20 protein-coding genes, 2 tRNA genes and 1 pseudogene are annotated in these 23,645 nt (G+C 71.1%); 19 read left to right on the top strand and 4 right to left on the bottom strand.

What is annotated here, in order from left to right:
* Positions 1 to 232 precede the first annotated feature (232 nt).
* The 3 genes from AB0I10_RS19415 to AB0I10_RS19405 all read left to right on the top strand — a co-directional run bounded on the left by AB0I10_RS19415 (position 233) and on the right by AB0I10_RS19405 (position 3,526).
* Entirely contained in the window at positions 233 to 1,501 is a 1,269-nt protein-coding gene (locus AB0I10_RS19415) for a glutamate-5-semialdehyde dehydrogenase (protein WP_363153716.1), read from the top strand.
* An 87-nt stretch (positions 1,502 to 1,588) separates the two neighbouring features.
* On the top strand, positions 1,589 to 2,257 hold the full coding sequence (locus AB0I10_RS19410; protein WP_363153715.1) for a hypothetical protein: 669 nt from the start codon (positions 1,589 to 1,591) through the stop codon (positions 2,255 to 2,257).
* Positions 2,258 to 2,398: 141 nt separating this feature from the next.
* The gene (locus tag AB0I10_RS19405) at positions 2,399 to 3,526 is read left to right on the top strand and encodes a hypothetical protein (RefSeq protein ID WP_363153714.1); all 1,128 of its coding nucleotides are present in this window, start codon (positions 2,399 to 2,401) and stop codon (positions 3,524 to 3,526) included.
* Here the strand turns inward: AB0I10_RS19405 and AB0I10_RS19400 are convergent.
* Positions 3,489 to 4,589 carry a M48 family metallopeptidase gene (locus tag AB0I10_RS19400; protein WP_363153713.1) on the bottom strand — a complete coding sequence of 367 codons (1,101 nt, stop codon included), beginning with the start codon at positions 4,587 to 4,589 and terminating at the stop codon, positions 3,489 to 3,491. The two genes, AB0I10_RS19405 and AB0I10_RS19400, sit on opposite strands and share 38 nt — an antisense overlap.
* A 132-nt stretch (positions 4,590 to 4,721) precedes the next feature.
* Between AB0I10_RS19400 and AB0I10_RS19395 the strand changes: the two genes are divergently transcribed.
* The 9 genes from AB0I10_RS19395 (at position 4,722) to AB0I10_RS19355 (ending at position 10,380) form a co-directional block, all read left to right on the top strand.
* Positions 4,722 to 4,874 carry a hypothetical protein gene (locus AB0I10_RS19395; protein WP_363153712.1) on the top strand — a complete coding sequence of 51 codons (153 nt, stop codon included), beginning with the start codon at positions 4,722 to 4,724 and terminating at the stop codon, positions 4,872 to 4,874.
* A 92-nt stretch (positions 4,875 to 4,966) separates the two neighbouring features.
* Entirely contained in the window at positions 4,967 to 5,176 is a 210-nt protein-coding gene (locus tag AB0I10_RS19390) for a hypothetical protein (protein ID WP_363153725.1), read from the top strand.
* Positions 5,177 to 5,228: 52 nt separating this feature from the next.
* A complete protein-coding gene (gene nadD, locus AB0I10_RS19385) occupies positions 5,229 to 5,840 on the top strand; it encodes a nicotinate-nucleotide adenylyltransferase (RefSeq protein ID WP_363153711.1) in 612 nt (203 codons plus the stop codon).
* Positions 5,841 to 5,864: 24 nt separating this feature from the next.
* Positions 5,865 to 7,679: a LytR C-terminal domain-containing protein gene (locus AB0I10_RS19380; RefSeq protein ID WP_363153710.1), complete on the top strand. Its 1,815-nt coding sequence runs from the start codon at positions 5,865 to 5,867 to the stop codon at positions 7,677 to 7,679.
* A 245-nt stretch (positions 7,680 to 7,924) separates the two neighbouring features.
* A complete protein-coding gene (gene rsfS / locus AB0I10_RS19375; RefSeq protein ID WP_363153709.1) occupies positions 7,925 to 8,359 on the top strand; it encodes a ribosome silencing factor in 435 nt (144 codons plus the stop codon).
* A complete protein-coding gene (locus tag AB0I10_RS19370) occupies positions 8,356 to 9,009 on the top strand; it encodes a histidine phosphatase family protein (RefSeq protein WP_363153724.1) in 654 nt (217 codons plus the stop codon). Before rsfS ends, AB0I10_RS19370 begins: the two co-directional genes overlap by 4 nt.
* 126 nt (positions 9,010 to 9,135) lie before the next feature.
* Positions 9,136 to 9,208, top strand: a tRNA-Ala gene (locus AB0I10_RS19365).
* Between the two features lie 755 nt (positions 9,209 to 9,963).
* Complete coding sequence (locus tag AB0I10_RS19360; RefSeq protein WP_363153723.1) at positions 9,964 to 10,143, top strand: hypothetical protein; 180 nt, start codon at positions 9,964 to 9,966, stop codon at positions 10,141 to 10,143.
* 3 nt (positions 10,144 to 10,146) lie between these two features.
* The gene (locus tag AB0I10_RS19355) at positions 10,147 to 10,380 is read left to right on the top strand and encodes a hypothetical protein (RefSeq protein ID WP_004571982.1); all 234 of its coding nucleotides are present in this window, start codon (positions 10,147 to 10,149) and stop codon (positions 10,378 to 10,380) included.
* A gap of 274 nt (positions 10,381 to 10,654) precedes the next feature.
* Here the strand turns inward: AB0I10_RS19355 and AB0I10_RS19350 are convergent, their stop codons facing one another.
* Positions 10,655 to 10,888 carry a hypothetical protein gene (locus AB0I10_RS19350; protein WP_363153708.1) on the bottom strand — a complete coding sequence of 78 codons (234 nt, stop codon included), beginning with the start codon at positions 10,886 to 10,888 and terminating at the stop codon, positions 10,655 to 10,657.
* The gene (locus tag AB0I10_RS19345; protein WP_363153707.1) at positions 10,885 to 12,237 is read right to left on the bottom strand and encodes a glycosyltransferase 87 family protein; all 1,353 of its coding nucleotides are present in this window, start codon (positions 12,235 to 12,237) and stop codon (positions 10,885 to 10,887) included. The genes AB0I10_RS19350 and AB0I10_RS19345 overlap by 4 nt, the downstream gene beginning before the upstream one ends.
* 152 nt (positions 12,238 to 12,389) lie before the next feature.
* Between AB0I10_RS19345 and AB0I10_RS19340 the strand changes: the two genes are divergently transcribed.
* The 7 genes from AB0I10_RS19340 (at position 12,390) to AB0I10_RS19310 (ending at position 22,203) form a co-directional block, all read left to right on the top strand.
* Positions 12,390 to 12,462 (top strand) — tRNA-Ala (locus tag AB0I10_RS19340).
* Between the two features lie 521 nt (positions 12,463 to 12,983).
* Entirely contained in the window at positions 12,984 to 15,875 is a 2,892-nt protein-coding gene (locus tag AB0I10_RS19335; RefSeq protein WP_363153706.1) for a class I tRNA ligase family protein, read from the top strand.
* A 175-nt stretch (positions 15,876 to 16,050) separates the two neighbouring features.
* Positions 16,051 to 16,824, top strand: coding sequence for a hypothetical protein (locus tag AB0I10_RS19330; protein ID WP_363153705.1), 774 nt, complete (start codon positions 16,051 to 16,053; stop codon positions 16,822 to 16,824).
* A gap of 189 nt (positions 16,825 to 17,013) precedes the next feature.
* On the top strand, positions 17,014 to 17,859 hold the full coding sequence (locus AB0I10_RS19325) for a DegV family protein (RefSeq protein ID WP_363153704.1): 846 nt from the start codon (positions 17,014 to 17,016) through the stop codon (positions 17,857 to 17,859).
* Positions 17,860 to 17,967: 108 nt separating this feature from the next.
* Positions 17,968 to 18,162, top strand: a complete 195-nt coding sequence (locus AB0I10_RS19320) for a hypothetical protein (protein WP_363153703.1) — start codon at positions 17,968 to 17,970, stop codon at positions 18,160 to 18,162.
* A 340-nt stretch (positions 18,163 to 18,502) separates the two neighbouring features.
* Positions 18,503 to 19,210: a ComEA family DNA-binding protein gene (locus tag AB0I10_RS19315; protein WP_363153702.1), complete on the top strand. Its 708-nt coding sequence runs from the start codon at positions 18,503 to 18,505 to the stop codon at positions 19,208 to 19,210.
* A complete protein-coding gene (locus AB0I10_RS19310) occupies positions 19,207 to 22,203 on the top strand; it encodes a ComEC/Rec2 family competence protein (RefSeq protein WP_363153701.1) in 2,997 nt (998 codons plus the stop codon). Before AB0I10_RS19315 ends, AB0I10_RS19310 begins: the two co-directional genes overlap by 4 nt.
* Here the strand turns inward: AB0I10_RS19310 and AB0I10_RS19305 are convergent.
* A pseudogene (locus tag AB0I10_RS19305) lies at positions 22,197 to 23,228 on the bottom strand (substrate-binding domain-containing protein); the annotation flags it as partial. The gene AB0I10_RS19310 and the pseudogene AB0I10_RS19305 overlap by 7 nt on opposite strands.
* Positions 23,229 to 23,645: the final 417 nt, after the last annotated feature.

The following is a 23,645-nucleotide window of genomic DNA, read 5'->3' as shown; positions in this document are numbered from 1 at the left end:
GGAGTGTCGCAATCCACACCGAACCCAGAAGGCCCTCACCCGTTCAAGCACCCAGCACGCGTGTCACCAACGTGCCGGGACAGCACACCTAGCCCGCCCCGAACCACCAACCGCGACCGACAACGGCTCCTGCCCCGGTTCACCACGCCGTACGGTGCGCGCCGGTGTGCACCGTGTCCCGCACTGTGAAATCCGGCATGGCCGCAGTCCGCCACCGAGCTAGGCTGCGGCCATGACCAGCAGCGCATCGCACTCCTCGCCCGTCCTTGACACCGCCCGTCGCGCCAGGGAGGCGGCCGCCGTCCTGGCGCCGCTGCCGCGTACGGCCCGTGACGGAGCGCTGCTCGCCATCGCCGACGCCCTGGTGGCGCGCACCGACGTGATCATCGCGGCCAACGCCGAGGACGTCGCCAAGGCGCAGGAGGCCGGCACCGCCGCATCGATCGTGGACCGGCTCACCCTCACCCCCGAGCGGATCGCGGCGATCGCCGCGGACGTCCGCGATGTCGTGGCGCTGCCCGACCCGGTGGGCGAGGTGGTACGCGGCTCGACCCTGCCCAACGGCCTCGACCTGCGCCAGGTCCGGGTCCCGCTCGGCGTGATCGGGATCATCTACGAGGCCCGGCCGAATGTGACGGTGGACGCCGCGGCCCTGTGCCTGAAGTCCGGCAACGCCGTACTGCTGCGCGGCTCGTCGTCCGCGTACGCCTCCAACAGCGCCCTGGTGGAGGTGCTGCGGGACGCCGTCGTGAGCGCCGGGCTGCCGGCCGATGCGGTGCAGCTGGTGCCCGGCGAGAGCCGCGACTCGGTGCGCGAGCTGATGCGGGCCCGCGGCCTGGTCGATGTGCTGATCCCGCGCGGTGGCGCCTCGCTGATCCGTACGGTCGTCGAGGAGTCCACCGTCCCGGTGATCGAGACCGGCACCGGCAACTGCCATGTCTACGTCGACGAGGCCGCCGACATCGACATGGCGATCGACATCCTCATCAACTCCAAGGCGCAGCGGCCCAGCGTCTGCAACGCCGCGGAGACGGTGCTGGTGCACGCCGGGATCGCGGAGAAGTTCCTGCCGCGCGCCCTGGACGCGCTGACCCAGGCCGGCGTGATCGTGCACGGCGACGCGGCCTGGCAGCAGGCGGGCCCCGGTCTGGTCGCCCCCGCCACCGACGACGACTGGGCCACCGAGTACCTCTCGTACGACATCGCGGCCGCCGTGGTGCCCGACCTGGACGCGGCGGTGGCGCATATCCGCCGCTGGACCTCCGGCCACACCGAGGCCATCGTCACCACCTCGCAGGCCGCGGCCCGCCGCTTCACCCAATTGGTGGATTCCACGACCGTCGCGGTGAACGCCTCCACCCGCTTCACCGACGGCGGCCAGTTCGGCTTCGGCGCGGAGATCGGCATCTCGACGCAGAAGCTGCACGCCCGTGGCCCCATGGGGCTGCCGGAGCTCACGTCCACGAAGTACATCGTCACGGGAGACGGACACACCCGCTGAAGCGTCCCCCGGATTCGCCCTTCGCCCCGCGTCGTTCTCTCTGCGTTCTCCCTGCCCAAAACGACCGGCCGGGGCTAACCTGGACGGGTGCCGGACGACGTGGGGGGCAAGCCGTTCCCGGACGGCGAAGAGCCCGAAGAGCACCGCCACGGGAGCCACGGAAACGCGGATGAAGAATTCGCCTCCGTGGTTTTCGACGAGGATTTCGTACGGTCCGCGCCGTTCCATGAGCCTTCCGCGGTCGAGCGGCTGCTGGCCGCGGCGGAGGCGCGCGCCGAGGCCGAGGCGGCCCGCTCGGGGTCCGGTTTCGGCGGTGAGGGCGCGGACGGCCATGAGGGCCGGGACGGTCTGGATCCGGACGCCGACGACTACGACATACGTGGCGAATACGGTGGCCACGGGGACTACGACGACTACGGTCCGCGCAGTCCGTACGGACCCTACGGCGGGGCGCTGCGCCCCTACCGCAGCAGCGCCCGCTGGCACCGGCCGATCGCCTGGGTGCTGGCCGTCGTGATGGGCATCGGTCTGGTGGCGCTGGCCTTCAGTGCCGTCTACCGCGGGGCCTCCGGCAGGAACCAGAGCCCGGCGCCGGCGCCCGCCTCCAGCGAGGTGGATGCGACCTCCTCCGCCGGTGCGGACGCGCCGTCGTCCAGCGGGGCGGGCGGCGTCCAGAAGGTGCGCCCAGGGCTGCTGCCGTCCGCGTCGGCCGGGTCCGGGCGGCCGACGGCCTCCGCGGTGCCGCGGGCCCACTGACGCCGTTTCTGGGCCGTCCTGCCGCCGGGTGCGGAAATTCACGGCGCTCGCACGGAAAATTGCGGGCAACCCGGAGTCGTCCACTGAAGTTGTGCCGCACCGGGGCGTTTACCGGGGCCTTGGCAGACCTACCCTAGTTGTATGAGCGGGCCTGGTGACCCTCCCGAAGGGACGCCTAACGGCGCCTCGGGAGGCGGTGAGGACGAATACCGATCCGTTGTCTTCGACGAATCGTTCGTGCGCGCTGCACGGCTGCAGGAATTCTCCGCGGACGAGCGGCTGGGTGAGCACCATTCGCCGGCCGTCAAGACCCGGCACAACTGGCTGCGGGCCGGCGGCTCCCGGCAGGCGATCCTGCTGGTGCTGCTGATCGTGCTCGCCTTCGGCACCGCCGTCTACATGGGCGTGCGCCACCCCTACAAGGTCCCGGAAACGTCCCGGGCGCAGCCGCTGCGGTCCGCGGTCGTGCCGCTCGCACCGACCGGTACGGTGCCGGGCGCGACCCCCCGCGACCTCTTCGCGCACAGCCCCGCGGCCGATTTCCGCATCGGCGCCGCGGGCGTCAACATGCCTGCCGTTCAGCGCACCGAGCACTTCTCCGACGGCCAGATCGTCTCCGCTCTGAGCATCGCGAAGGACTACATCGTCCGCTCCTCGCTGGACCCGGCCACCCTCACCGGCGGTTCGGTGCGGCCGGTCCGGCTGCTGCTCGACACCGCCCAACTCGACCAGTTCGACCGGAGCTTGGCGCATCCCGACGATGACGGGCGGTATGCGGCCACCGGCTGGCTGACCCGCTTCGACCCGGAGCGGACCGAGCTCGCCGACCGTGACGTACGGGTCGACGGGACGCTGTCCGCAAGGGAGTCGAGCCCGGACGCGCTCGACGTCGTCGCCGACTACACCTTCGTCTACGCGGTCCGGCCCACCAAGGACGCGCTGCGGGCCGACCCCGCGGACCAGGCCGCCGGCAAGGTCACGCCGGGTGCCGCCTCGCTGTTCACCGTCCGCCGCGAGCTGCATTTCCGGCTCGACCGGGACGACCTCAACGACCACCGCCTGGAGGTGCTGCAGAGCAGCCTGCAGGCAGGACCGCTCGCCTGCTCCTCGAAGCCGGCCGACGCGCTGCGTCCGCTGCTTGCGGGACAGCGCGCCGGCGTTGACCGGCCGTCGGGCACCGACCCCTACTCCAGGAGCCGGGCCAACCCCTCGCTCTGCGGCGAGCTGGCGGCTACTTCCCAGCCGAGCCCGAGTCACCCGATCCGTTAGCGCCGTCCGCGCCGCCGGAGCCGTCGGGCCGCTGGCCGCTACGGAAGACCGTGTCCCGCAGCTTGCCGCCCAAGTCGCCCGCGCCGCCCGCGATATCGCGCACCAGGCCCATCAGCGGGTCCTTGCTGTTGCGCATCGAGTCGGCGTAGTGCGCCGCGGAGTCCTTGAACGAGTCGGACACCGAGGTGTCCTTGTCCTCGTCACGCCGTGGGTAGTGGCCGTCCATGATCCGCTGGTAGTCGCGGCTGGCCGCCCACTTCTTCAGCTCGGCCGCCCGCACGGTCGTGAACGGGTGGCTGCGCGGCAGGAGGTTGAGAATCTTCAGCACGGAGTCGCGCAGATCGCCGCCCGACTCGTAATCGTCCGCCTGCTCCAGGAAGGCGTCCACATTCATCTCGTGCAGATGATTGCCGCCGGCCAGCTTCATCAGACCGCGCATCGAGGCCTGCAGATCCTGCCCGACCAGCAGCCCGGCGCGGTCCGCGGACAGCTCCGACTTGCGGAACCACTCGCGCAGCGCGGTCACGATCGCCATGATCGCGACATTGCCCAGCGGGATCCAGGCGACCTTCATGGCGAGGTTCGTCAGGAAGAGCAGGATCGTGCGGTAAACGGCGTGACCGGACAGCGCGTGCCCGACCTCGTGGCCGATGACCGCCCGCATCTCCTCCTCGTCCAGGAGCTCGACGAGGCCGGTCGTCACCACGATGATCGGCTCGTCCAGACCGATACACATGGCATTGGGCTGCGGGTCCTGATTCACGTACATCGGCGGGACCTTCTCCAGGTCCAGGATGTAGCAGGCGTCGCGCAGCATGTCGTTGAGATGGGCGAACTGCTGCTCGCTGACGCGGACCGAGTCCGACAGGAAGAGCAGCCGCAGGCTGCGCTCCGGCAGCAGGCCGCTCAGCGTCTTGAATACGGTGTCGAATCCGCTCAGCTTGCGCAGCGCCACCAGCGCCGAGCGGTCCGCCGGGTGCTCGTACGAGCGGGACGAGATTCCGGGGAAACGCCTGCGGTCCCGGCTCGGTACGTTCTCGCTGCCGCCTGGGCTCTCCGTCATTGGGGCCTCCCCCTGTTCGACTGCGTGTGTTCAGACTAGAGGACGCCACTGACAGGCAAATGGATGCTCGGGCGTACGCTGGCGATCGCACCGAATGACCGCACAAGCCCGCACAAAAGGGAGCGCACCGTCATGCCGATTCCGAGCGTGCTGCTCGCCGCAGCGCAGGAGACCTCCAAGGCCGATGGTCCCGGGTGGCTGCTGCGCGCCGTGATCGTCGTCGGCGTCGTGGGTGTCGCCTTCCTCGCCTGGTTCCTGCTGCGCGGTTACGGCAACCAGGACTGACGAAGCGGGCATCATGGACGCCCATGGCGCGGGCTTCCGGAGTGCCCGGGGGTGGAGTCGCCGTGAGCCCGCGGTGAGCTGATGCTTACGATGTGGCGGAAGTCTCTGCCCGACCCCAGCCCGGATTGGTTCTGCCGACGATGAGCCTGCACACCACCGCACAGTCCCTGGTCTCCCTCGCTGCCGAACCCGGACATGAGGGCGGTCACGCCAGCCTCAGCCCGTACCTGACCGGTGGCGGCGCCCTTTTTATCCTGCTCCTCCTGCTCTGGGTCACCACCCGCTTCAACCGGGACCGCTGAGCCTGAACACCCGGCCCCCGGCAGCGCGCCCCGCCAAGTAGGGTCTGCACGCATGGGAGAGCACACAGGGCCCGTGAAGCGGCGACTCGGAGTGATGGGCGGCACGTTCGACCCGATCCATCACGGTCACCTGGTCGCCGCCAGCGAGGTGGCCAGCCAGTTCCACCTCGACGAGGTCATCTTCGTGCCTACGGGGCAGCCGTGGCAGAAGAGCCACAAGACGGTGTCCCCGGCCGAGGACCGGTATCTGATGACGGTCATCGCGACCGCCTCGAACCCGCAGTTCTCCGTCAGCCGTATCGACATCGACCGCGGCGGCAAGACGTACACCATCGACACCCTGCGTGATCTGCGTGCCGAGCACATAGACGCGGATCTCTTCTTCATCACCGGCGCCGACGCGCTCGGCCAGATCCTCACCTGGCACGACGCCGAGGAACTGGTCTCGCTCGCCCATTTCATCGGCGTCACCAGGCCCGGCCATGTCCTCGCGGACCCCGGCCTGCCCGAGGGCGCGGTGTCCCTGGTCGAGGTGCCCGCGCTGGCCATCTCCTCGACCGACTGCCGGGCGCGGGTCGCCCAGCGGGACCCGGTCTGGTACCTGGTTCCGGACGGTGTGGTGCGCTACATCGACAAAAAGCAGCTGTACCGCAACGACCGCTGACGGGGCTGACGGAAAGGGGCACCGGTGAGCGACCGACAGGATCCGTACGGGCCGCAGGACCCGTATGCCCACGACCCGTATGCCCAGGAGCACCAGGGGCAGCCGGGTTACACCTATGACGCCTACGGGCAGCCGGTGTACCGCGACGCGCCGCAGCAGCCGTACGAGCAGGGATACGACCCGTACGGGCAGCCGGCCGCGCCCGCCCCCACCTCCTATGACGGCTACGACCCGTACCAGGGGCAGCAGCCGCATCAGGGGCAGCAGGAGTACGGCTATGACACGTCGTACGGCGGCGGCCGGCAGCAGCCCGGCTACCCACAGCAGTACGACCCGTATGCCCAGCCCCAGCCCCAGCACCCGCAGCAGGAGTGGGTCCCCCAGCAGGCGCCGCGGACGCCGTACGAGCAGGTCCCGTACGACGAGTCCCGCTACGAGGAGGCCCGGCCGCAGCAGTACGAGGAGCCGCGGCCGCCGGCGCAGCGCCGCGCACCGTCGGCCGGCGGCCCGTCAGCGGGTGGCGCACCGGAGGTCGGCGCGGAGTCCCGTGGCGCGTCCGGTCCGGGCGGTCCGTCGTCCTCCGCCCCGGAGTACCGCACCGAGCAGTTCTCCTTCATCGAGGAGCCGGACGAGGACTCCGAAGACGTCATCGACTGGCTGAAGTTCACCGAGAGCCGCACCGAGCGGCGCGAGGAGGCCAAGCGCCGCGGCCGCAGCCGGATCGTCGCGCTGACCGTCGTGCTGGCCCTGGTGGTGGCCGGCGGCGTCGGCTATCTGTGGTGGGCGGGCAAGCTCCCGGGACTGTCCGGCGCGGCCACCGGCCAGGAGGCCGGCGGACAAGGCGAGAAGCGCGATGTCCTCGTCGTGCATCTGCGGGACACCAAGTCCGGGAACAGCTCGACGGCGCTGCTTGTGGACAACGAGACCACCCACAAGGGCACCACCGTCCTCCTGCCCAACAACCTCGTCGTCACCAAGGACGACGGGACCGCCACGACCCTCGGCAAGTCCGTGAAGGACGAGGGCTCCGACCCGACCAGGGACTCCCTCAACACCCTCCTGGGCGCCGACCTCAAGGCCAGCTGGCGGCTGGACACCCCGTATCTGGAGAACCTCGTCGAGACGGTCGGCGGCATCTCCCTCGACGCCGATGCCACCGTGCCCGGCGCCAAGAAGGGCGACTCCCCGCTGGTCAAGCAGGGCAGCGCACAGGACGTCAACGGACAGGCGGCCGTCGCGTACGCCACCTACCAGGCGCCGGGCGAGACCCAGGTCAAGCAGCTGCAGCGGTTCGGTCAGGTCATGCAGGCCACGCTGAAGAAGGTCTCCAGCGACGCGGACGGTGCCACCGCCATCGTGAAGGCGCTGCTGCAGGTGCTCGACCCGCCGCTCACCGAGGCCGAGCTGGGCAGCTCGCTGGCGCAGCGCGCGGAGCTGGCGAAGACCGGCGCCTACCGCACCGCCCTGCTGCCGGTGCAGGCGAACGGCACGCTCAGCCAGACGGCCTCGGACACCGTGGTCAAGGACGTGCTCGGCGGCACGGTCAAGAAGACCGACCCCGAAGCGGCCTCCCGGGTCGCGGTCCGTAATGCCAGCGGCACCAGGGACGCCACCGGAAAGGCACAGGTCGCGCTGGTCAACGGCGGCTACACCTTTGTCGACGACGGCACCGGCACGGCGGTCGCCACGTCCCAGGTGACCTACGCGGACGCCGGCCAGAAGGCCAAGGCCGCAGAGGTCGCCAAGACGCTGGGCCTGCCCGTGAGCGCGGTCAAGCAGGGCAGGGGCGCTTCGAACGCCGATATCACCGTCGTCCTGGGCCAGGACTTCAAGGGCTGACCGGAGGCGCGGACGAGGCGTCCCACCAGGGGTTCGGCCGGGTCGGCCGGGCCCGGCCGGCGGGGCGGACCGGTCATCGGCCGGCCGGTGTGTTCGAAAAGCCATCCGGGAGTGTCGGTGGTCCGTGAGACCCTTGAGAGGTACCTGACCGCCGATCCGGCCGCCCATGGCGGTGGCGCGCCGCGTTGCCGCCGCGAGCCGCCTGCCCCGGCCGGAGAAGCTGCCCTCGACCCGGAAAGCCGCTTGTGACCGCCACGGACCGCTCCATCGAGCTCATCAACGCCGCCGCCCAGGCAGCGGCCGACAAGCTCGCGCACGACATCATCGCCTACGACGTCAGCGACGTCCTCTCGATCACCGACGCCTTCCTGCTGGCCTCGGCCCCCAGTGACCGCCAGGTCAAGTCGATCGTCGACGAGATCGAGGAACGCCTCAACAAGGACCTCGGCGCCAAGCCGGTCCGCCGCGAAGGCGACCGCGACGCCCGCTGGGTGCTGCTGGACTACGTCGACATCGTGGTGCACGTCCAGCACAGCGAGGAGCGCGTCTTCTACGCGCTTGAGCGCCTCTGGAAGGACTGCCCCGAGATCGACCTCCCCGAGGAGGCCAAGGCGACCCGCGGCAAGGCCGCCGCGCACGCCGAGGCCTCGACCGGCGAGCAGGACGGAGACCTGCACTGAACGGCACCAAGGTCGACCGGGGCCGCCGCGTCGTCCTGTGGCGCCATGGTCAGACGGCCTGGAATCTGGAGCGCCGCTTCCAGGGATCCACGGACATCGAGCTGACGGAGACGGGCCTCGGGCAGGCGCGCCGCTCGGCCCGGCTGCTCGCGGCCCTCAAGCCGGACGCCATCGTCGCCTCCGACCTCCAGCGGGCCGCGGCGACGGCGCGCGAGCTGGCCGACCTCGCCCGGCTCGATGTGACGTACGACGCGGCCTTGCGCGAGACGTACGCGGGCGCCTGGCAGGGGCTGACGCACGAGGAGATCCTCGCGCAGTACGGCGAGCAGTACACCGCCTGGAAACGTGGCGAGCCGGTGCGCCGCGGCGGCGGCGAGCTGGAGACCGAGGTCGCCGACCGGGCCGCCCCGTTCGTGCTCGGCCACGCCGACAAGCTGCCCGACAACGGCACCCTGGTCGTCGTCAGCCACGGCGGCACGATCCGCACCACCATCGGGCGGCTGCTCGGCCTGGACCCCCATAACTGGGAGGGCCTGGGCGGGCTGTCCAACTGCTGCTGGTCCGTGCTGGGCGAGGGCGCGCGCGGCTGGCGCCTGCTGGAGCACAACGCCGGCACGCTGCCCGAGCCGGTGATCGGTGACGACATCTGATCCCCGTGTCCGATCCCCGCGGCCGGGGGCCGGTCGGCCGGATTTCACATCTGGGCAGGTCGCAGGCTAAAGTTCATCTTGTTCGCGGCGCCGCCGGGGGAGACCCGGGGGAGCGGAACAAGACCCGGGGCTATAGCTCAGTTGGTAGAGCGCCTGCATGGCATGCAGGAGGTCAGGAGTTCAATTCTCCTTAGCTCCACAACCCGGATGATCCCGTCTCCTCGCGGAGTCAGTGCACGGCACTGGATGGCGAGAGGGCGGGATCTCTGCGTTGTACCGCCGCTCCAGACCGCGAAGGCAGGAGCGCAGCGCCTCGATGATCGCGTGCCCCCTGGGGCGACCGATTCCACGTCCCCCTCACGGGCGGGGACGTGGGGGACGCTCCGGCCAGGCTTCCCGGCAAGCCTGACGCGACAGGCGGGAAGCGGCAGGGTGGCAGGGGCGCCGCCGACGGCTGTGCTCACTCCGCCAACTCAGGTGACCATTAACGGTGGTGGCAGTGACAACGGTGACGCGAGTGACCGGCCTGGGTATTCGTCGCGTATGTCGGGGTTGGGGCCCGGGGGCGGGTTCGCCGCCGTCCCAAACCTCTCCGGGGTGTTTTGGAGTCCTTGCGCAGGGAGCGCGCGGCGGGTGCGAACGGGCTTGTGGTGACCGCCACCTGGGCCGGACTGCTGCTGGTTACCTCGCTTTTCGGGATGCTCTTCCTGAATCAGCTCAATGCAGAGGGCCGGGCATGGACACGCGTGCACTGTGGGTGAGCAAGCTCGCGCTGACGGCCCCGGCGGCGCCGGTGGGTCGACCAGGGTGGCGCGAAGGCGGGCCTGACCCGGTAGGCGGTCCGTGGCAGAATCGGACGGCGCCGGCAGGGGAGGAGATATCGCGATGCCCACGAGCATCCTCGAGGAGGTCAATGACCTGCTCGAAGTGGCCGAGGCGCAGGGTTATGACTGGCTGCCGGAATACGCGCTTCGCTTCACCTGCCCGCTCGACGGCCCAGGGGCTGAGTGCCGTGGAGGCGATGGTTCCGCCCTGCAGTGCCCCTCCTGTGGTTCGTCGCATGTCGCGCAGATGTTGGGCGACAACGGAGGGATTTCGTTCGTCTGTACCGCCTGCGGCCACAGTTGGAGCTGACTGATGGGCGCTCATAGCAGGAAATGCGACTGGTGCGGCAGCGGGACGCCGATCGTCCGTGACATGGAGCCGGTCAACGCCGACTACCAGTACTGGTGCGAGGAATGCGCACGGGCCCTGGTCATAAAAGGCGACCCCATCGAGACCTACCGGGAGCTCGACGGGGAGCCGATTTACGGCCGGCTGCTGGACGAGCACTGCACGCTGAAGCGGTTCTACTCGTTCGCGACGGCCTGAGTCGGCCAGTTCCGGCCGGTCATCGCCGATACCGCACCGCTACCGCCTCCACCGCCCGCTTTCGCCCGTTCCAAGATTTTTTCGGGCAGTTCCGGGCAGAGCGGAACTCCCACGGATTTGCCGGACGTTGTGGGATCAAGAGCCGCTGCTGCGAATGGCCGGCGGCACGGGGGAAGCGACACGGGGGTCGCATCGTGACCGATACCGAGATCAAGCCTGTCTGGACTGCGGCGGTCGAAGGTGCCCAGCGGAGCGAAAGACGGGAAGCCGCGGCTCAGCTGAGGCCGTTCACCGAAGCGCTGAGCATGCCACCGACGCGCAGCCGTCGGAGTATCCCAACGACCACCGCGCGGCGGCCCGGTGACACCACGGCTCCCTCCAACTTCCTTCCCGGGGGCGGGAGATACCGCTCAACATCCAGGACCGCACCCTCGATATGGACGAGGAAGGCCGGCTGACGGGCCGTCTGCTGCACAAGACCTGGCGGTACGTCGGACGTCGTCGTCATGCCGCCGGAGGCACTGGTGTTTCACCACCATCAGCCGGGCGGGGGACGCGATCAGAGCGCCCGCCGATCCGCCACAGCCGGGCCGCGGTCAGTGCGAGCAGTGCCAGGCCGGCGAGTGGATAGCTGCCGGAGAGCAGCATCTGGATGCCGTTCTGGTGCAGTTCCTCGTGGTGGTGCCAGCGGTGTGGAACCCACCACAGCGCGAACGAGCAGAACAGGAGGCCCATCGCGGTGGTCGTCGCCCACCAGTGGCGGGCGGCGCCTCCGGTGCGGCGCAGCGCCTCGGCGCCGAGCAGGATCAGCATCGGGACGTTCCACACCCAGTGGTGCGACCAGGAGACCGGGCTGACCAGCAGGGCGGTCGCGGCGCAGGCGACGGCGGCCCAGGCGCGTTCTCCACGCAGCAGTGATCCAACGGCCAGGGCCAGCCCGAGCGCGGCCGTCAGGCCCGCCACCACGAGCCAGGCCATGCCCGGGTCGTGGGTGTGCAGCAGCCGGGCGAGGGCGCCACGCAGCGACTGGTTCGCGGTGATTTCCACCTCACCGACCCGGTCGGCGGCGAACACGATCTCGGTCCAGAAGCGGTGCGAGTCACGGGGCAGGACGAGGGCGGAGAGGAGGGCGGTGCCGAGGAAGGCCACGATGGCGACGCAGGCCTGCCGCAGCCAGGGGTTCCAGGCGGCGCGCACCCCTGCGCCGGCCCGTATCCGCCGGCCGGCGCAGACAGCGCCGGCCACCGCGAGGAAGACGGCGAACAGCGCCGGGGTGAGTTTGAGGCCGGCCGCGATGCCGATGCCGATGCCCGCCCAGCGGTTGGTGTCCTTGCGGGTCAGGTCCCACAGGACCAGCACGGCCAGGAGGAGGTTGATCTGGCCGTAGCGCAGGGTCGTCCACACCGGCTCGCACCACACCAGCAGCGCGGAGAGCGCGAGCGTGGCCGCGGGCCGGGGGAGCCGCCGAGGCCGGTTCACCAGCCGTAGCGAGAGATGGACGACGGAGACGAACAGCAGGAGGTTCCCGGCGGTGGCCAGGGTCCGCATCGTCGGCACACCGATCAGGGTGAGCGGGGTGAACAGCAGGGCGGCGAAGGGCGGGTAGGTGTTGGGCAGATGCGCCGAGGTCGCGACCATGTCGTAGAGGTCCTCGCCGTTGCGGGCGGTCCAGCCCTCGGCGCGGTAGACCATGAGGTCGATCATCGTCACATGCGCGAGGCGCTGCGCGACCCAGAAGGCGGCGAAGGAGACGACGCAGGCCAGGGCCGCCGCCGCGGTCGGGTGCCGGCGGATGAGGCCCCTGACGGGGGCGGAGCCGCGGGGGTCGGCGGACTGTTGCAGCTCCAGCGCGGTCACGGCGTACGGCTCCCCAGGACGAATCGGGCACAGATCGCCGACAGTACCGCGCGTCGCGCCGAACGGCCCGCGGGAGAACGATTTGGCGAAAGCCCGGGATGGCCGTGTAATGTAGGCGATGCCGCAGCGGGGGACCGCGCGGAGCAAGACAAGGGGCTATAGCTCAGTTGGTAGAGCGCCTGCATGGCATGCAGGAGGTCAGGAGTTCAATTCTCCTTAGCTCCACAATATTCAGAGTGGGTCGTCCGAATCGGACGGCCCGCTCTGTTGTGCGCTGCGACAGATCCGGCCGTACGGACGCGGAGTTCCTCCCGGATCGACCTGATGCCCGGTCAACGGATGGTCGCGCACGGCGAGTTGCCCGCCTGCTCCAGGTCTCACGACCTGGCTGCGCAGCCTGGGCAAGGACAGCTCGCTGCGCGCGGTCGTCGGCCACGGCGATGTCACCGGCGTGGGGACACCGGGCGCCGGATATGTGAGCTCCCACCGGCCCTGACGCGGACGGGGTCCGCACGGGGGAATCCTCGGCGCGGGCCCCGTGCGCCCTGCGGTACCCTGACGCCATGCGTGCCGTACGCCTTCTGCTTAGCGGGCCGCGCTGATCAGTCCCGACCGGGCCATCCGCTGTGGCCGCCCGGGTCGGCATCGGCGCGGCGTCCCCTCCTGTGCGAGGGGCATTTTTGTTTCCGCAGAAACCGTGTCCGCAGCAGCCGCAGGCAGAGACGATCGATGGAGCTTTGAGGACGATGAGCGAGACGACTACCGCTGCCGAGGTGGCAGCGCCGCACCGCTATACGGCTGCGCTGGCCGCCGACATCGAGGCACGCTGGCAGGACTTCTGGGAGTCGGAGGGGACCTACGAGGCCCCGAACCCGAGTGGTGACCTGGCCGGCGACGCCGCGCTGATCGCCCGCCCCAAGAAGTTCATCATGGACATGTTCCCGTACCCCTCGGGGGCGGGACTGCACGTCGGCCACCCCCTGGGCTACATCGCCACCGACGTCTACGCCCGCTTCCACCGCATGACGGGCCACAACGTCCTGCACACCCTGGGCTTCGACGCCTTCGGCCTGCCCGCCGAGCAGTACGCCGTCCAGACCGGTACGCACCCGCGGGTCTCCACCGAGGCCAACATCGTCACCATGAAGGCGCAGCTGCGCCGCCTGGGCCTGGGCCACGACCAGCGCCGCTCGATCGAGACGATCGACCCGGCGTACTACAAGTGGACCCAGTGGATCTTCCTGCAGATCTTCAACTCCTGGTACGACCCGGAGGCGGACGCGGCACGCCCGATCGAAACCCTGGTGGCGCAGTTCGAGGCCGGCACCCGGGAGACCCCCGACGGCCGGGCCTGGGCGGAGCTGAGCAACGCCGAGCGGGCCGGTGTTCTGGGCGAGTACCGCCTGGCGTACGCCTCGGACGCGCCGGTCAACTGGTGCCCCGGGCTGGGCACCGTGCTGGCCAATGAGGAGGTCACCGCCGACGGCCGGTCCGAGCGCGGCAACTTCCCGGTCTTCAAGGCCAAGCTGCGCCAGTGGAACATGCGCATCACCGCCTACGCGGACCGGCTGCTGAACGACCTGGACGCGCTGGACTGGCCCGAGGCCATCAAGCTGCAGCAGCGCAACTGGATCGGCCGCTCCGAAGGCGCGCGCGTCGACTTCCCGGCGGGCGACGAGAAGATCACCGTGTTCACCACCCGCCAGGACACCCTGTTCGGCGCGACGTACATGGTGCTGGCTCCGGAGCACCCGCTGATCGCGGACCCCGAGAACGGCAACGGCACCGGCTCCATCGTTCCGGACGCCTGGCCCGAGGGCACCCACGAGGTGTGGACCGGCGGTCATGCCACCCCGGCTGACGCTGTCGCCGCGTACCGCAAGCAGGCCGCCGCCAAGTCGGACATCGAGCGGCAGGCCGAGGCCAAGGACAAGACCGGCGTCTTCACCGGTGTGTACGCCACCAACCCGGTCAGCGGCGAGCGGGTACCGGTCTTCATCGCCGACTACGTCCTGATGGGCTACGGCACCGGCGCGATCATGGCGGTCCCGGCCCACGACAGCCGTGACTTCGCCTTCGCCCGCGCCTTCGAGCTGCCGATGCGCTGCGTCGTGGAGCCGTCGGACGACCGTGGCACCGACCCGTCGACCTGGGAGGATGCCTTCTCCTCGTACGAGGCGAAGATCGTCAACTCGTCCGACTCGGAGATCTCGCTGGACGGCCTGGGCGTGGCGGACGCCAAGGCGAAGATCACCGACTGGCTGGCCGTCAAGGGCATCGGCGAGGGCACCGTCAACTTCCGGCTGCGCGACTGGCTGTTCAGCCGGCAGCGCTACTGGGGCGAGCCGTTCCCGATCGTCTACGACGAGGACGGTGTGGCGCACGCGCTGCCCGAGTCGATGCTGCCGCTGGAACTGCCGGAGGTCGACGACTACTCGCCGCGCACCTTCGACGCGGACGACGCCGACACCCAGCCGGAGACCCCGCTGTCCCGGAACGAGGACTGGGTCAACGTCGAGCTGGACCTCGGCGACGGCGTCAAGCGCTACCGCCGCGAGACCAACACCATGCCCAACTGGGCGGGGTCGTGCTGGTACGAGATGCGCTACCTGGACCCGAACAACGCCGACGCGCTGGTCGAGCCGGGTATCGAGCAGTACTGGATGGGGCCGCGCGGCGGGCAGCCGCACGGTGGTGTCGACCTGTATGTGGGCGGCGCCGAGCACGCCGTACTGCATCTGCTGTACGCCCGCTTCTGGTCCAAGGTGCTGCACGACCTGGGGCACGTCTCCTCGCGTGAGCCGTTCCACAAGCTGTACAACCAGGGCATGATCCAGGCCTTCGTGTACCGGGACAGCCGCGGTATCGCCGTCCCCGCCGCCGAGGTCGAGGAGCGCGACGGCGCGTACTACTACCAGGGCGACAAGGTCAGCCGCGTCCTGGGCAAGATGGGCAAGTCCCTGAAGAACGCCGTCACCCCGGACGAGATCTGTGCCGAATTCGGTGCGGACACGCTGCGGCTGTACGAGATGGCGATGGGCCCGCTGGATGTGTCCCGCCCGTGGGACACCCGCGCGGTCGTCGGCCAGTACCGCCTGCTGCAGCGCCTGTGGCGCAACGTCGTGGACGAGGCGACCGGCGAGGTCACCGTCGTCGACACCGAGCCGGACGAGGCGACCCTGCGCGCGCTGCACAAGGTGATCGACGGCGTCACCCAGGACATGGCGAACCTGCGCTTCAACACCGCCATCGCCAAGGTGACCGAGCTGAACAACCACCTGACCAAGGTGGGCGACCCGGTCTCGCGCACGGTCGCGGAGCGGCTGGTGCTGCTGATGGCCCCGCTGGCGCCGCATATCGCCGAGGAGCTGTGGCGCAAGCTGGGCCACACCGAGACGGTCGTGCACGCGGACTTCCCGGTGGCCGACCCCGCGTACGTCGTGGACGAGGCCGTGACCTGCGTCGTGCAGATCAAGGGCAAGGTCAAGGCCCGCCTGGAGGTCGCCCCGTCGATCTCCGACGCGGACCTGGAGGCGGCCGCGCTGGCCGAGCCCGCCGTGGTCGCCGCGCTGGGCGGCGCGGGCATCCGGAAGGTGATCGTCCGGGCGCCGAAGCTGGTCAACATCGTCCCGGCGTAGCGGCCGGGCCCCGCTGCAGCGGCGCTTCGGGCGCCGTAAACGCGCGGTATAGGTGCTTTCCCCTACGGGCAGGTTGGGGGTTCAAAGGGAACCCCTGACCTGCCCGAACCGTTTACCGTGGAGACACAGGGCGCGGGTGACGAACCTGCGCCGCCGACACCTCTGGGGGACGCCCATGGAAGCCCTAGTCGCCATCCTCGGGCTGCTCTTCGTGCTGTTCGTTGCGGCGGGGGTATTCGTCACGGTCAAGGCCGTGCAGGCGGCCAAGCGCGGCGTGGACCGCACGGTCGCCCAGGCCCGCAGAACCGTCGAGGACACCAGCCTGCGCGCCCGGCAGTACACCCAGCCCGGCGTGACCGGCGAGCTGGCGCAGCTGCGGCTGTCGCTGCGTACGTCCATGCGGGCCACCCAGGAGGTGCTGCGCACCGGCTCCCAGGAGGACGCCTCGCTCAGCGAGACCCTGAGCCTCTTCGAGCGGCTCAGCGCCCATGGCCATGAGCTGGACGACGAGCTCAAGCGGCTGGAGCGGGAGCCCGACAGGGCCACCATCGCCGCCCGGCTGCCGGACCTCCGGGAGCGCACCGAGCGGATCACGCACTCCGCGGAGTCGCTGCGCTGGGCGGCCCGCGACCGGGCGCGGAAGTTCGCGGACGACGACCTGGCGGCGCTCAGCGACCAGATCGACATGGAGGCGGGAGCGCTCCGGCACTGGACGCGGGAACCGGCAGGGGAGTCGCCGGTGGACGGGGCCACGGCGGCTTCGGGCGACGGTGCGCGGACAGGCCGCGCCGACGGACCGTACTCCTGGGGACCCACGGCCGAGGAACCGGCAGCGGCCGAAGAAGCACCGGCGATCACCGCCAAGGACCCGCGCACCCAGCCGTCCTACCCGTGGCAGAAGGCCCCCAGGGCGGAGGGCATGCCCAGGACGGAGGGCACGCCGCCCTGAGGCTGCGAGGCATCGACGGGGGAGGGGTGGGGCGGGGGCGGGGTCCCCAGGGGCGAGGTACTCAACGGCGCGCCCGGTGGGCACTTGGCAGAGCCTCGGTGAACCCGGGAAGATCTCGGGCGGGGCCCGCACCGCCTTGGGTGGGGCCCGCACTGTCGGGCGTCGGGGTGGCCGGATAACCTCCCAGTCATGTCCCGCCATGTCGCGATCGTCACCGATTCCACGGCCTACCTGCCGCGGGCGGCAATCGAGCGCCACCACATCACGGTTGTGCCGCTGACCGTCGTCCTGGGGGACCAGGCCCTCGAAGACGGCACCGAGATCTCCGCGAGATCCCTTGCCCAGGCGCTCCAGAAGCACCGGCCGGTGACGACCTCCCGGCCCAGCCGCGAGACCTTCGCGGAGACCTATCGCGCGGTTGCGGCGGACGGCGCGAGCAGCATCATCTCCCTCCATCTCACCTCGGAGTTCTCCGGCACATATGACGCGGCGGTGCTCGCGGCCAAGGACGCCCCGGTTCCGGTACGCGTCGTGGACACCGGAATGGTCGCGATGGCCCTCGGGTTCTGCGCCCTGGCGGCCGCGGAGACGGCGGAGGCCGGCGGGAACGTCGATGAGGCGGTTGCGGCGGCGGAGAAGCGCGCCGCCGGCACCTCCGCCTACTTCTACGTCGACACGCTGGACTATCTGCGGCGCGGCGGCCGGATAGGCGCGGCCCAAGCGCTGCTCGGCTCGGCGCTCGCCGTCAAACCGATCCTGCAACTGGCCGACGGGCGGATCGAACTGCGGGAGAAGGTCCGTACGGCGTCCAAGGCCATCGCACGGCTGGAGGAGATCGCCGCGGAGCGGGCCGGCGAGAGCCAGGTCGATATCGCGGTGCACCATCTCGCGGCGGCGGAGCGGGCGGACGCGCTGGCACAGCGGTTGCGTGACCGGGTGCCGGGGCTGAACGAGCTGCATGTGAGTGAGGTGGGCGCGGTCATCGGCGCGCACACTGGGCCGGGTCTGTTGGGGGCTGTGGTGTCGCCGCGGTGAGAGGGCGTTTCTGAATGCCCTGTGGGTGACGGAGTTATCCACAACTGGCTGGCTGTCCACGGGAATTGACGCTGCTCGGCGGGATCGGCGTGGGGTGCCTACCGTCGATTGCATGACTTCTCGATCAGCTTCTGTGGTCCCGGCAAATTCACCGATCCCGCCGATCCTGCCGACCCCGTCGACCCTGTCGACCCCGTCGTCTCCTTCGGCTTCATCAGCTTCGTCCCTTCCAGCCGCTCCGTCTGGCTCCTCGGCTCGGTCAGGTGCCGCGAGGACCGGGCCTGGCCGGGCCGCAGGCCCTGACTCGCACGTTCGCCATCGTCAGCGGGAGCGGGCGCGGCGGCTCCGGGCTGGGGCGCGGCGTGCCGACCGGCATCGTGACGCCACGGCGGCGGTGCGGGCACGGGCCGCCGCGCTCTTCGCCGATGGGAGCGGCGGTTTCGGTGTCCGAACCGCCGCCCCCGCCGCCCCCGCCGACCCTTTCGATCCGCCCGATGCACCCGATGCACCCGATGCACCCGATGCACCCGATGCACCCGATGCACCCGATGTATCCGATCCACCGCACCGGCAGCATGACCCGCCGGGCGCGCGGCGCCGGCAGCGGGCGCTGCTTGCGGTACGTGAACGGCTGCCGTTGTGGGTGCAGTTACGGTGCGGCACGAATCCGAAGGCGCTCGCCGCTCTGGTCATGGTGCTGGTGGTGGCCGTGGGCTTCGCCGTCCACCACTTCTGGGCCGCACGCCCCGAGCAGGTACGCGCCCCCGCGGCTGAACGCGGCGTAGCGGCGCCCGGTCCTGACTCCCGGCAGCCCTCGTCGCCCTCGCCGCTATCGTCACCGGCCTCGGTGGCGAACGGTCCGCCGGGCGGCGCGGGCCGGCGACTGGTCGTCGATGTCACCGGCAAGGTCCGGCGCCCCGGCATTCACCGGCTGCCTCCGGGGTCCCGGGTGACCGATGCGCTACGGGCCGCGGGCGGCGTGCTGCGCGGTGCGAGCCTCCGTGGACTGAACCGGGCGCGACTGCTGGCCGACGGTGAGCAGATCGTGGTCGGGGCCGAAGGGACGGCGGGAGCGGGGGCCGGTAGCGGTGCGGGTGCGGGTGAGGCCGTTGCTGGAGGCTCAGGCAACGGTCCGCCGGGCGCAGGAGGCGGGCCGAGCGGGCCGGTGAGCCTCAGCACGGCGACCGAGCAGCAGCTCGACGCCCTGCCCGGAGTCGGGCCCGTGCTCGCCCGGCACATCATCGAATTCCGCACCCAGCACGGTGGGTTCACCTCGGTGGACCAGCTTCGCCAGGTGACCGGTATCGGTGATCGCCGGTTCGCCGATCTCCGTCCCCTGGTGCAGCCGTGACCGCCGGCCGCGCCACGGTGCACGCCTCGGCGGCGTCGCCGTACGGTGCCTCGGACCCGCACCAGGAGGGCCCGGCCGATCTGCGGCTGGTCGCGCCCGCACTGGCGGCCTGGGCGGCCGCGGCGATCGCCCTGGGTGCCCCGGGCGGTGGGGTGGCGGTGGCCTGTGCCGTAGCCGTCGTCCTGGCGGTACTCGTGTGGGGTGTGGCCGGGCGCCGAGCAGAGCGTGCGGGGGTGCCCGAGCCGGAGGGCGGCGGCGGGCACGTGCCTGGGTCCCGGCGGCCCGGCGTTCCCCGCCTCTGGTCGGCCGGCGCGTTGGCCGCCGTTGCGGCGGTGCTGCTGTGTGCCGCGGCGGGGGCCGCGTCCGCGGCGCTGCATGCGGCGGATCTGCGGCGCGGCCCGCTGCCCGCTTGGGCACAGCGGTATGCCCAGGTGACGGCCGAGCTGGAGGTGACCGGCGACCCGCGGCTGTCCCGGCCCAAGGTGCGCGGATCCCAACGGACGCCCCCGGCGCTGGTGTTCACCGCCGATGCCGTCCGGGTCACCGGACCGGACGGCGCGGTCACGGCCGTTCGTACGCCGGCCCTGGTCGTCGTGCAGCAACAGAGAGGGGACGGTGGGGTGGGGGAGGGGCCGGGCAGGTCGCGGAAGCCGGTAGCCACCCCACAAGGGCCAAGCACCCGTGACGAGGAGCGCGGCGGGCCCTCCCCGGCGTGGCGCGGGCTGCTGCCGTCGACCCATATCCGTGTGGTGGCCCGCTCCTCCCCGCCGATGTCGCCGGGCGACCAGGTTGCCGCGGTGCTCCGCGTCACCGCCGATGCGCCGCCGCTCAAGGTCGGCCCGCCGTCAGCCCTTCAGCGGCTGGCCGGAAGCCTGCGCGCCGGGCTCCGTGAGGCCACCGACGGACTGCGCCCCGATGCCCGTGCGCTGCTGCCCGGCCTCGTTGTCGGGGACACCTCCCGGGTGCCGCCGGAGCTCGACGACGCCTTTCGCGCCACCGACCTGACGCATCTGCTTGCCGTCTCCGGCAGCAATCTGACGATCGTGCTCGCTCTGCTGATCGGCCCACCTCATCTCGCGGTACGTGCCGAACGCCGCGGGCTGGCACCGCGACTGGGCCTGTCGTTGCGCGGCACCGCCCTCATCGGCGGTGCGCTCGCCCTGGTCTTCGTGGTGGTGTGCCGACCGGACCCGAGCGTGTTGCGGGCCGCCGCCTGCGGGCTGATCACACTGCTCGCGATCGGCTCCGGGCGCCGCCGCTCGCTGCTCCCCGCGCTCGCCGCCGCCGTACTTCTTCTCGTCCTCTACGATCCCTGGCTGGCCCGCAGTTACGGCTTTCTGCTCTCCGTCCTGGCCACGGGCGCGCTGCTCCTGCTCGCCCCGCGGTGGAGCGCCGCCCTCCAACGCCGACGGATGCCGCCCCGCCTCGCCGAGGTGATCGCCGCCGCGGCCGCCGCCCAGGCGATCTGCGCACCTGTCGGCGCGGTGATCGCCGCCCGGGTCGGGCTGGTCGCGGTGCCCTGCAACCTGCTGGCCGAGCTGGCCGTGGCGCCCGCGACCGTCCTCGGCTTCGCGGCGCTCGCCGTCGCCCCGGTCGCCCTGCCGGTCGCCGAGGCGCTTGCCTGGTGCGCGGGCTGGCCCGCCGAATGGATCGCCGGCATCGCCCGTACGGGGGCGGCGCTGCCGGGGGCGGAGTTCGGTTGGCCGGGCGGCTGGACGGGCGGGCTGCTGCTGGCGGCCGCCACCGTCGCCCTGGTGCCGGTGGGCCGAAGGCTGTCGCGCCGGCCGTGGTTGTGTGTGGTCTGTGCGCTGGCCCTGGTAGTGGCGATCTGGCGCCCGACCCCGGTCACCCGGGTTCTCACGGGGTGGCCGCCGCCCGGGTGGCGGGCCGTGGTCTGCGATGTCGGGCAAGGGGACGGCCTGGTCCTGGCGGCCGGGGACGGTACGGCGCTGGTGGTGGACACCGGCCCCGAGCCCCGCGCCATCGACCGCTGCCTCACCGACCTGGGCATTCGCCGTATCCCGCTCCTCGTTCTGACGCATTTTCACGCAGACCATGTGGACGGGCTTCCCGGTGCGCTGCGCGGCCGTTCGGTCGGCGCGATCGAGACCACGACCCTGCAAGAGCCGCCAGGGCAGGCCGAGTTCGTACGCGAGACGGCCGCGGCCGCCCGGGTGCCGATCATCCGCGCCGTATCGGGGGAGCGACGCCGTCTGGGACCGCTCACCTGGGAGGTCCTCTGGCCACCGGGCTCCATCGCATCCGGGGCTTCGGCCCCGCTCCCTCCATCGCCCGCCGACCACGGACCCAACGACGCCAGCGTCACCCTGCTCGTCCGTACCGGCGGGCTCAGCCTCCTGCTGTTGGGCGACCTTGAACCACCCGCCCAGCAAGCCCTGTTGGCCACTCATCCGGAGCTGGCCGCCGTTGACGTCCTCAAGGTGGCGCACCACGGCTCCGCCTATCAGGACCCGGGGCTGATGCGCAGACTGGCACCGCGTCTGGCGCTGGTCTCGGCCGGCGCCGGCAACCCGTATGGCCACCCGGCGCCGCGCACCATCGGAGCGCTGCGTGCCCAGGGTGCCGGGGTGCTGCGCACCGACACCGATGGAGCCATCGCGGTGCTCGGTACCCGGGAGCGGCTCTCCGCGACGGTCAGCGGCCGCAGAGCCAATGGGCACAGTAGAGCCAATGGCCACGGCAGGGCCAAAGGGCACCGCCGAGCCAAACGCCAACGCGCCAGGGTCCGTTGTGTCGCGGTCCGCCGCCGTTCCAGGGCCCGGTCCCCCTCGTCGGGCCCCAGGTCTCCCCCGGTCAGGACCGCGGGTCACGGTCCGTCGCCTCACGGGCGGCAGACGGCGTCCGGCAGGCTCTGGCGGTCGGCGCAGGGCACGTGCTTGTACATCCGCATGATGTTCTTCGCCGTGTCGGAGTCCATGAACGCCAGGAACTTCGCGGTCAGTGAGCCGTCTTCGGGCCGCCCGTACGTATAGAGGTACTCCATCGTCCAGAAGGGGTAGTCGCGTTGCTTTCCCCATTCGATGTCCGGCTCGTGCCCGTCCAGCCGCACACTGACCACATGCGTCCGCTTCGCCGCCGCGTACACCTCGGCGTAGCCGATCGCGCCCGGCACGCGGTCCACCGCGTCCAGCAGGCCCTTGGTGCTGTTCACCTCGCAGCGTGTCAGGTGCGCCCGCTCGTCGCGGTCCTTGTCACCGCAGTCGTACGACGACACCACGCCGGGCTCCGACCGGTGCAGCACGGACGTCTCGAACGCCCGCCGGGTGCCCGAGCCGGCGTCCCGGCTGACGAGACGGATCGGGAGGTCGTTGCCGTTCAGCTGCTTCCAGTTGGTGAATGTGCCGTCGTAGATCTTGCGGATCTGGTCCACGGTGAGATCGTCGATGCCGGCCTTCTCGTTCGTCACCAGGCTGAGCAGGATGACGCCCACGGGCTCGCCCTCCAGCCGCCGGTAGAGGGACGGCGCCGGCACATCCGAAACGGCGATGAAGCCAGGGCCCTCGGTGGTCGCGGGCCTGCCCTCCCGGTTGAGATTGCCGAGCCCGGACAGGCTTCCGTTCTCCGAGACGCTGATGTCGGCGCCCGCGCACCGGGCCCGGTACTGCCGGGCGATCTCCCGCATCGGCGGGGCGAAGGCCGAGGACCCGTCGATGGTCAGCCGCCCGGTGGCACATTCGCTCGGCGCCGGCCCCGTATGGCCGCTGAGCAGCAGACCGCCGAGCAGCCCGAGCAGGACGATGAAGGTGCCACCCAGCGCGAGGCTGAGTTTGCGGGGGCCCCAGCGTTGGGCGTTGCGCCGGATCCGGCCGCCGCTGATGAACCCGCCGACGGTGACCTCACCGAGGCCGCCGGTGGTGCCGTCATCCGTGGCGGGCCCGGTGCCGGGGCCCGAGAGCAGCACCAGCAGCTTGAAGTGATTGCGCTTGTTCAGCGGCACTTTGGGGACGTGCAGCCGGCCGCCGCTGTGCCGCAGCCCGCCGCCGTTGCGGGTGAGCATGCCCACCAGGTCCGTCGGGTTGGCGTCCGGCACCTCGACGCCGATGACGGTGCGGCCGGCGAACTCGACGGTCAGCGGCTCCTGGTAGTCCTGCCGGACGATGTCCTTGCCGCCGTCGTTCTCGAACCGCAGCAGCGCCAGCGTCGCATCGCTGATCTCCTGGTCCTGCCGCAGCAGCCGCAACTGCACCAGGCTGTGGGCGTCTTGGGGGTTCATGCCGATCGCGGTGTCCATCTGCACGCGATAGCCGATCCGCTTGCGGCCCGGCAGGAAGCGCTCGACGGCCCAGACGACGGCCGTCGCCACCAGTCCGGCCGCGGTGAGGATCGTCTCGGTGTCCGGCACAGCCACAGCAACCTCGCACGAATGATCGGAAGGCGGGATGACTGCACTGTAGGGACGGCCACCGGGAGCCGA

It is taken from the genome of Streptomyces sp. NPDC050636 (assembly GCF_040654775.1).
In the GTDB taxonomy this organism is placed as follows: Bacteria; Actinomycetota; Actinomycetes; order Streptomycetales; family Streptomycetaceae; genus Streptomyces.
This window is presented reverse-complemented; position numbering and strand designations above follow the sequence as displayed.

What these genes read in the sequence shown, in the direction of transcription:
- AB0I10_RS19415 (WP_363153716.1), top strand. Translation starts at nt 233, where the DNA reads ATGACCAGCAGCGCATCGCACTCCTCGCCCGTCCTTGACACCGCCCGT.
- AB0I10_RS19405 (WP_363153714.1), top strand. Translation starts at nt 2,399, where the DNA reads ATGAGCGGGCCTGGTGACCCTCCCGAAGGGACGCCTAACGGCGCCTCG.
- AB0I10_RS19400 (WP_363153713.1), bottom strand. Translation starts at nt 4,589, where the DNA reads ATGACGGAGAGCCCAGGCGGCAGCGAGAACGTACCGAGCCGGGACCGC.
- AB0I10_RS19395 (WP_363153712.1), top strand. Translation starts at nt 4,722, where the DNA reads ATGCCGATTCCGAGCGTGCTGCTCGCCGCAGCGCAGGAGACCTCCAAG.
- nadD (WP_363153711.1), top strand. Translation starts at nt 5,229, where the DNA reads ATGGGAGAGCACACAGGGCCCGTGAAGCGGCGACTCGGAGTGATGGGC.
- AB0I10_RS19355 (WP_004571982.1), top strand. Translation starts at nt 10,147, where the DNA reads ATGGGCGCTCATAGCAGGAAATGCGACTGGTGCGGCAGCGGGACGCCG.
- AB0I10_RS19350 (WP_363153708.1), bottom strand. Translation starts at nt 10,888, where the DNA reads ATGACGACGACGTCCGACGTACCGCCAGGTCTTGTGCAGCAGACGGCC.
- AB0I10_RS19335 (WP_363153706.1), top strand. Translation starts at nt 12,984, where the DNA reads ATGAGCGAGACGACTACCGCTGCCGAGGTGGCAGCGCCGCACCGCTAT.
- AB0I10_RS19330 (WP_363153705.1), top strand. Translation starts at nt 16,051, where the DNA reads ATGGAAGCCCTAGTCGCCATCCTCGGGCTGCTCTTCGTGCTGTTCGTT.
- AB0I10_RS19325 (WP_363153704.1), top strand. Translation starts at nt 17,014, where the DNA reads ATGTCCCGCCATGTCGCGATCGTCACCGATTCCACGGCCTACCTGCCG.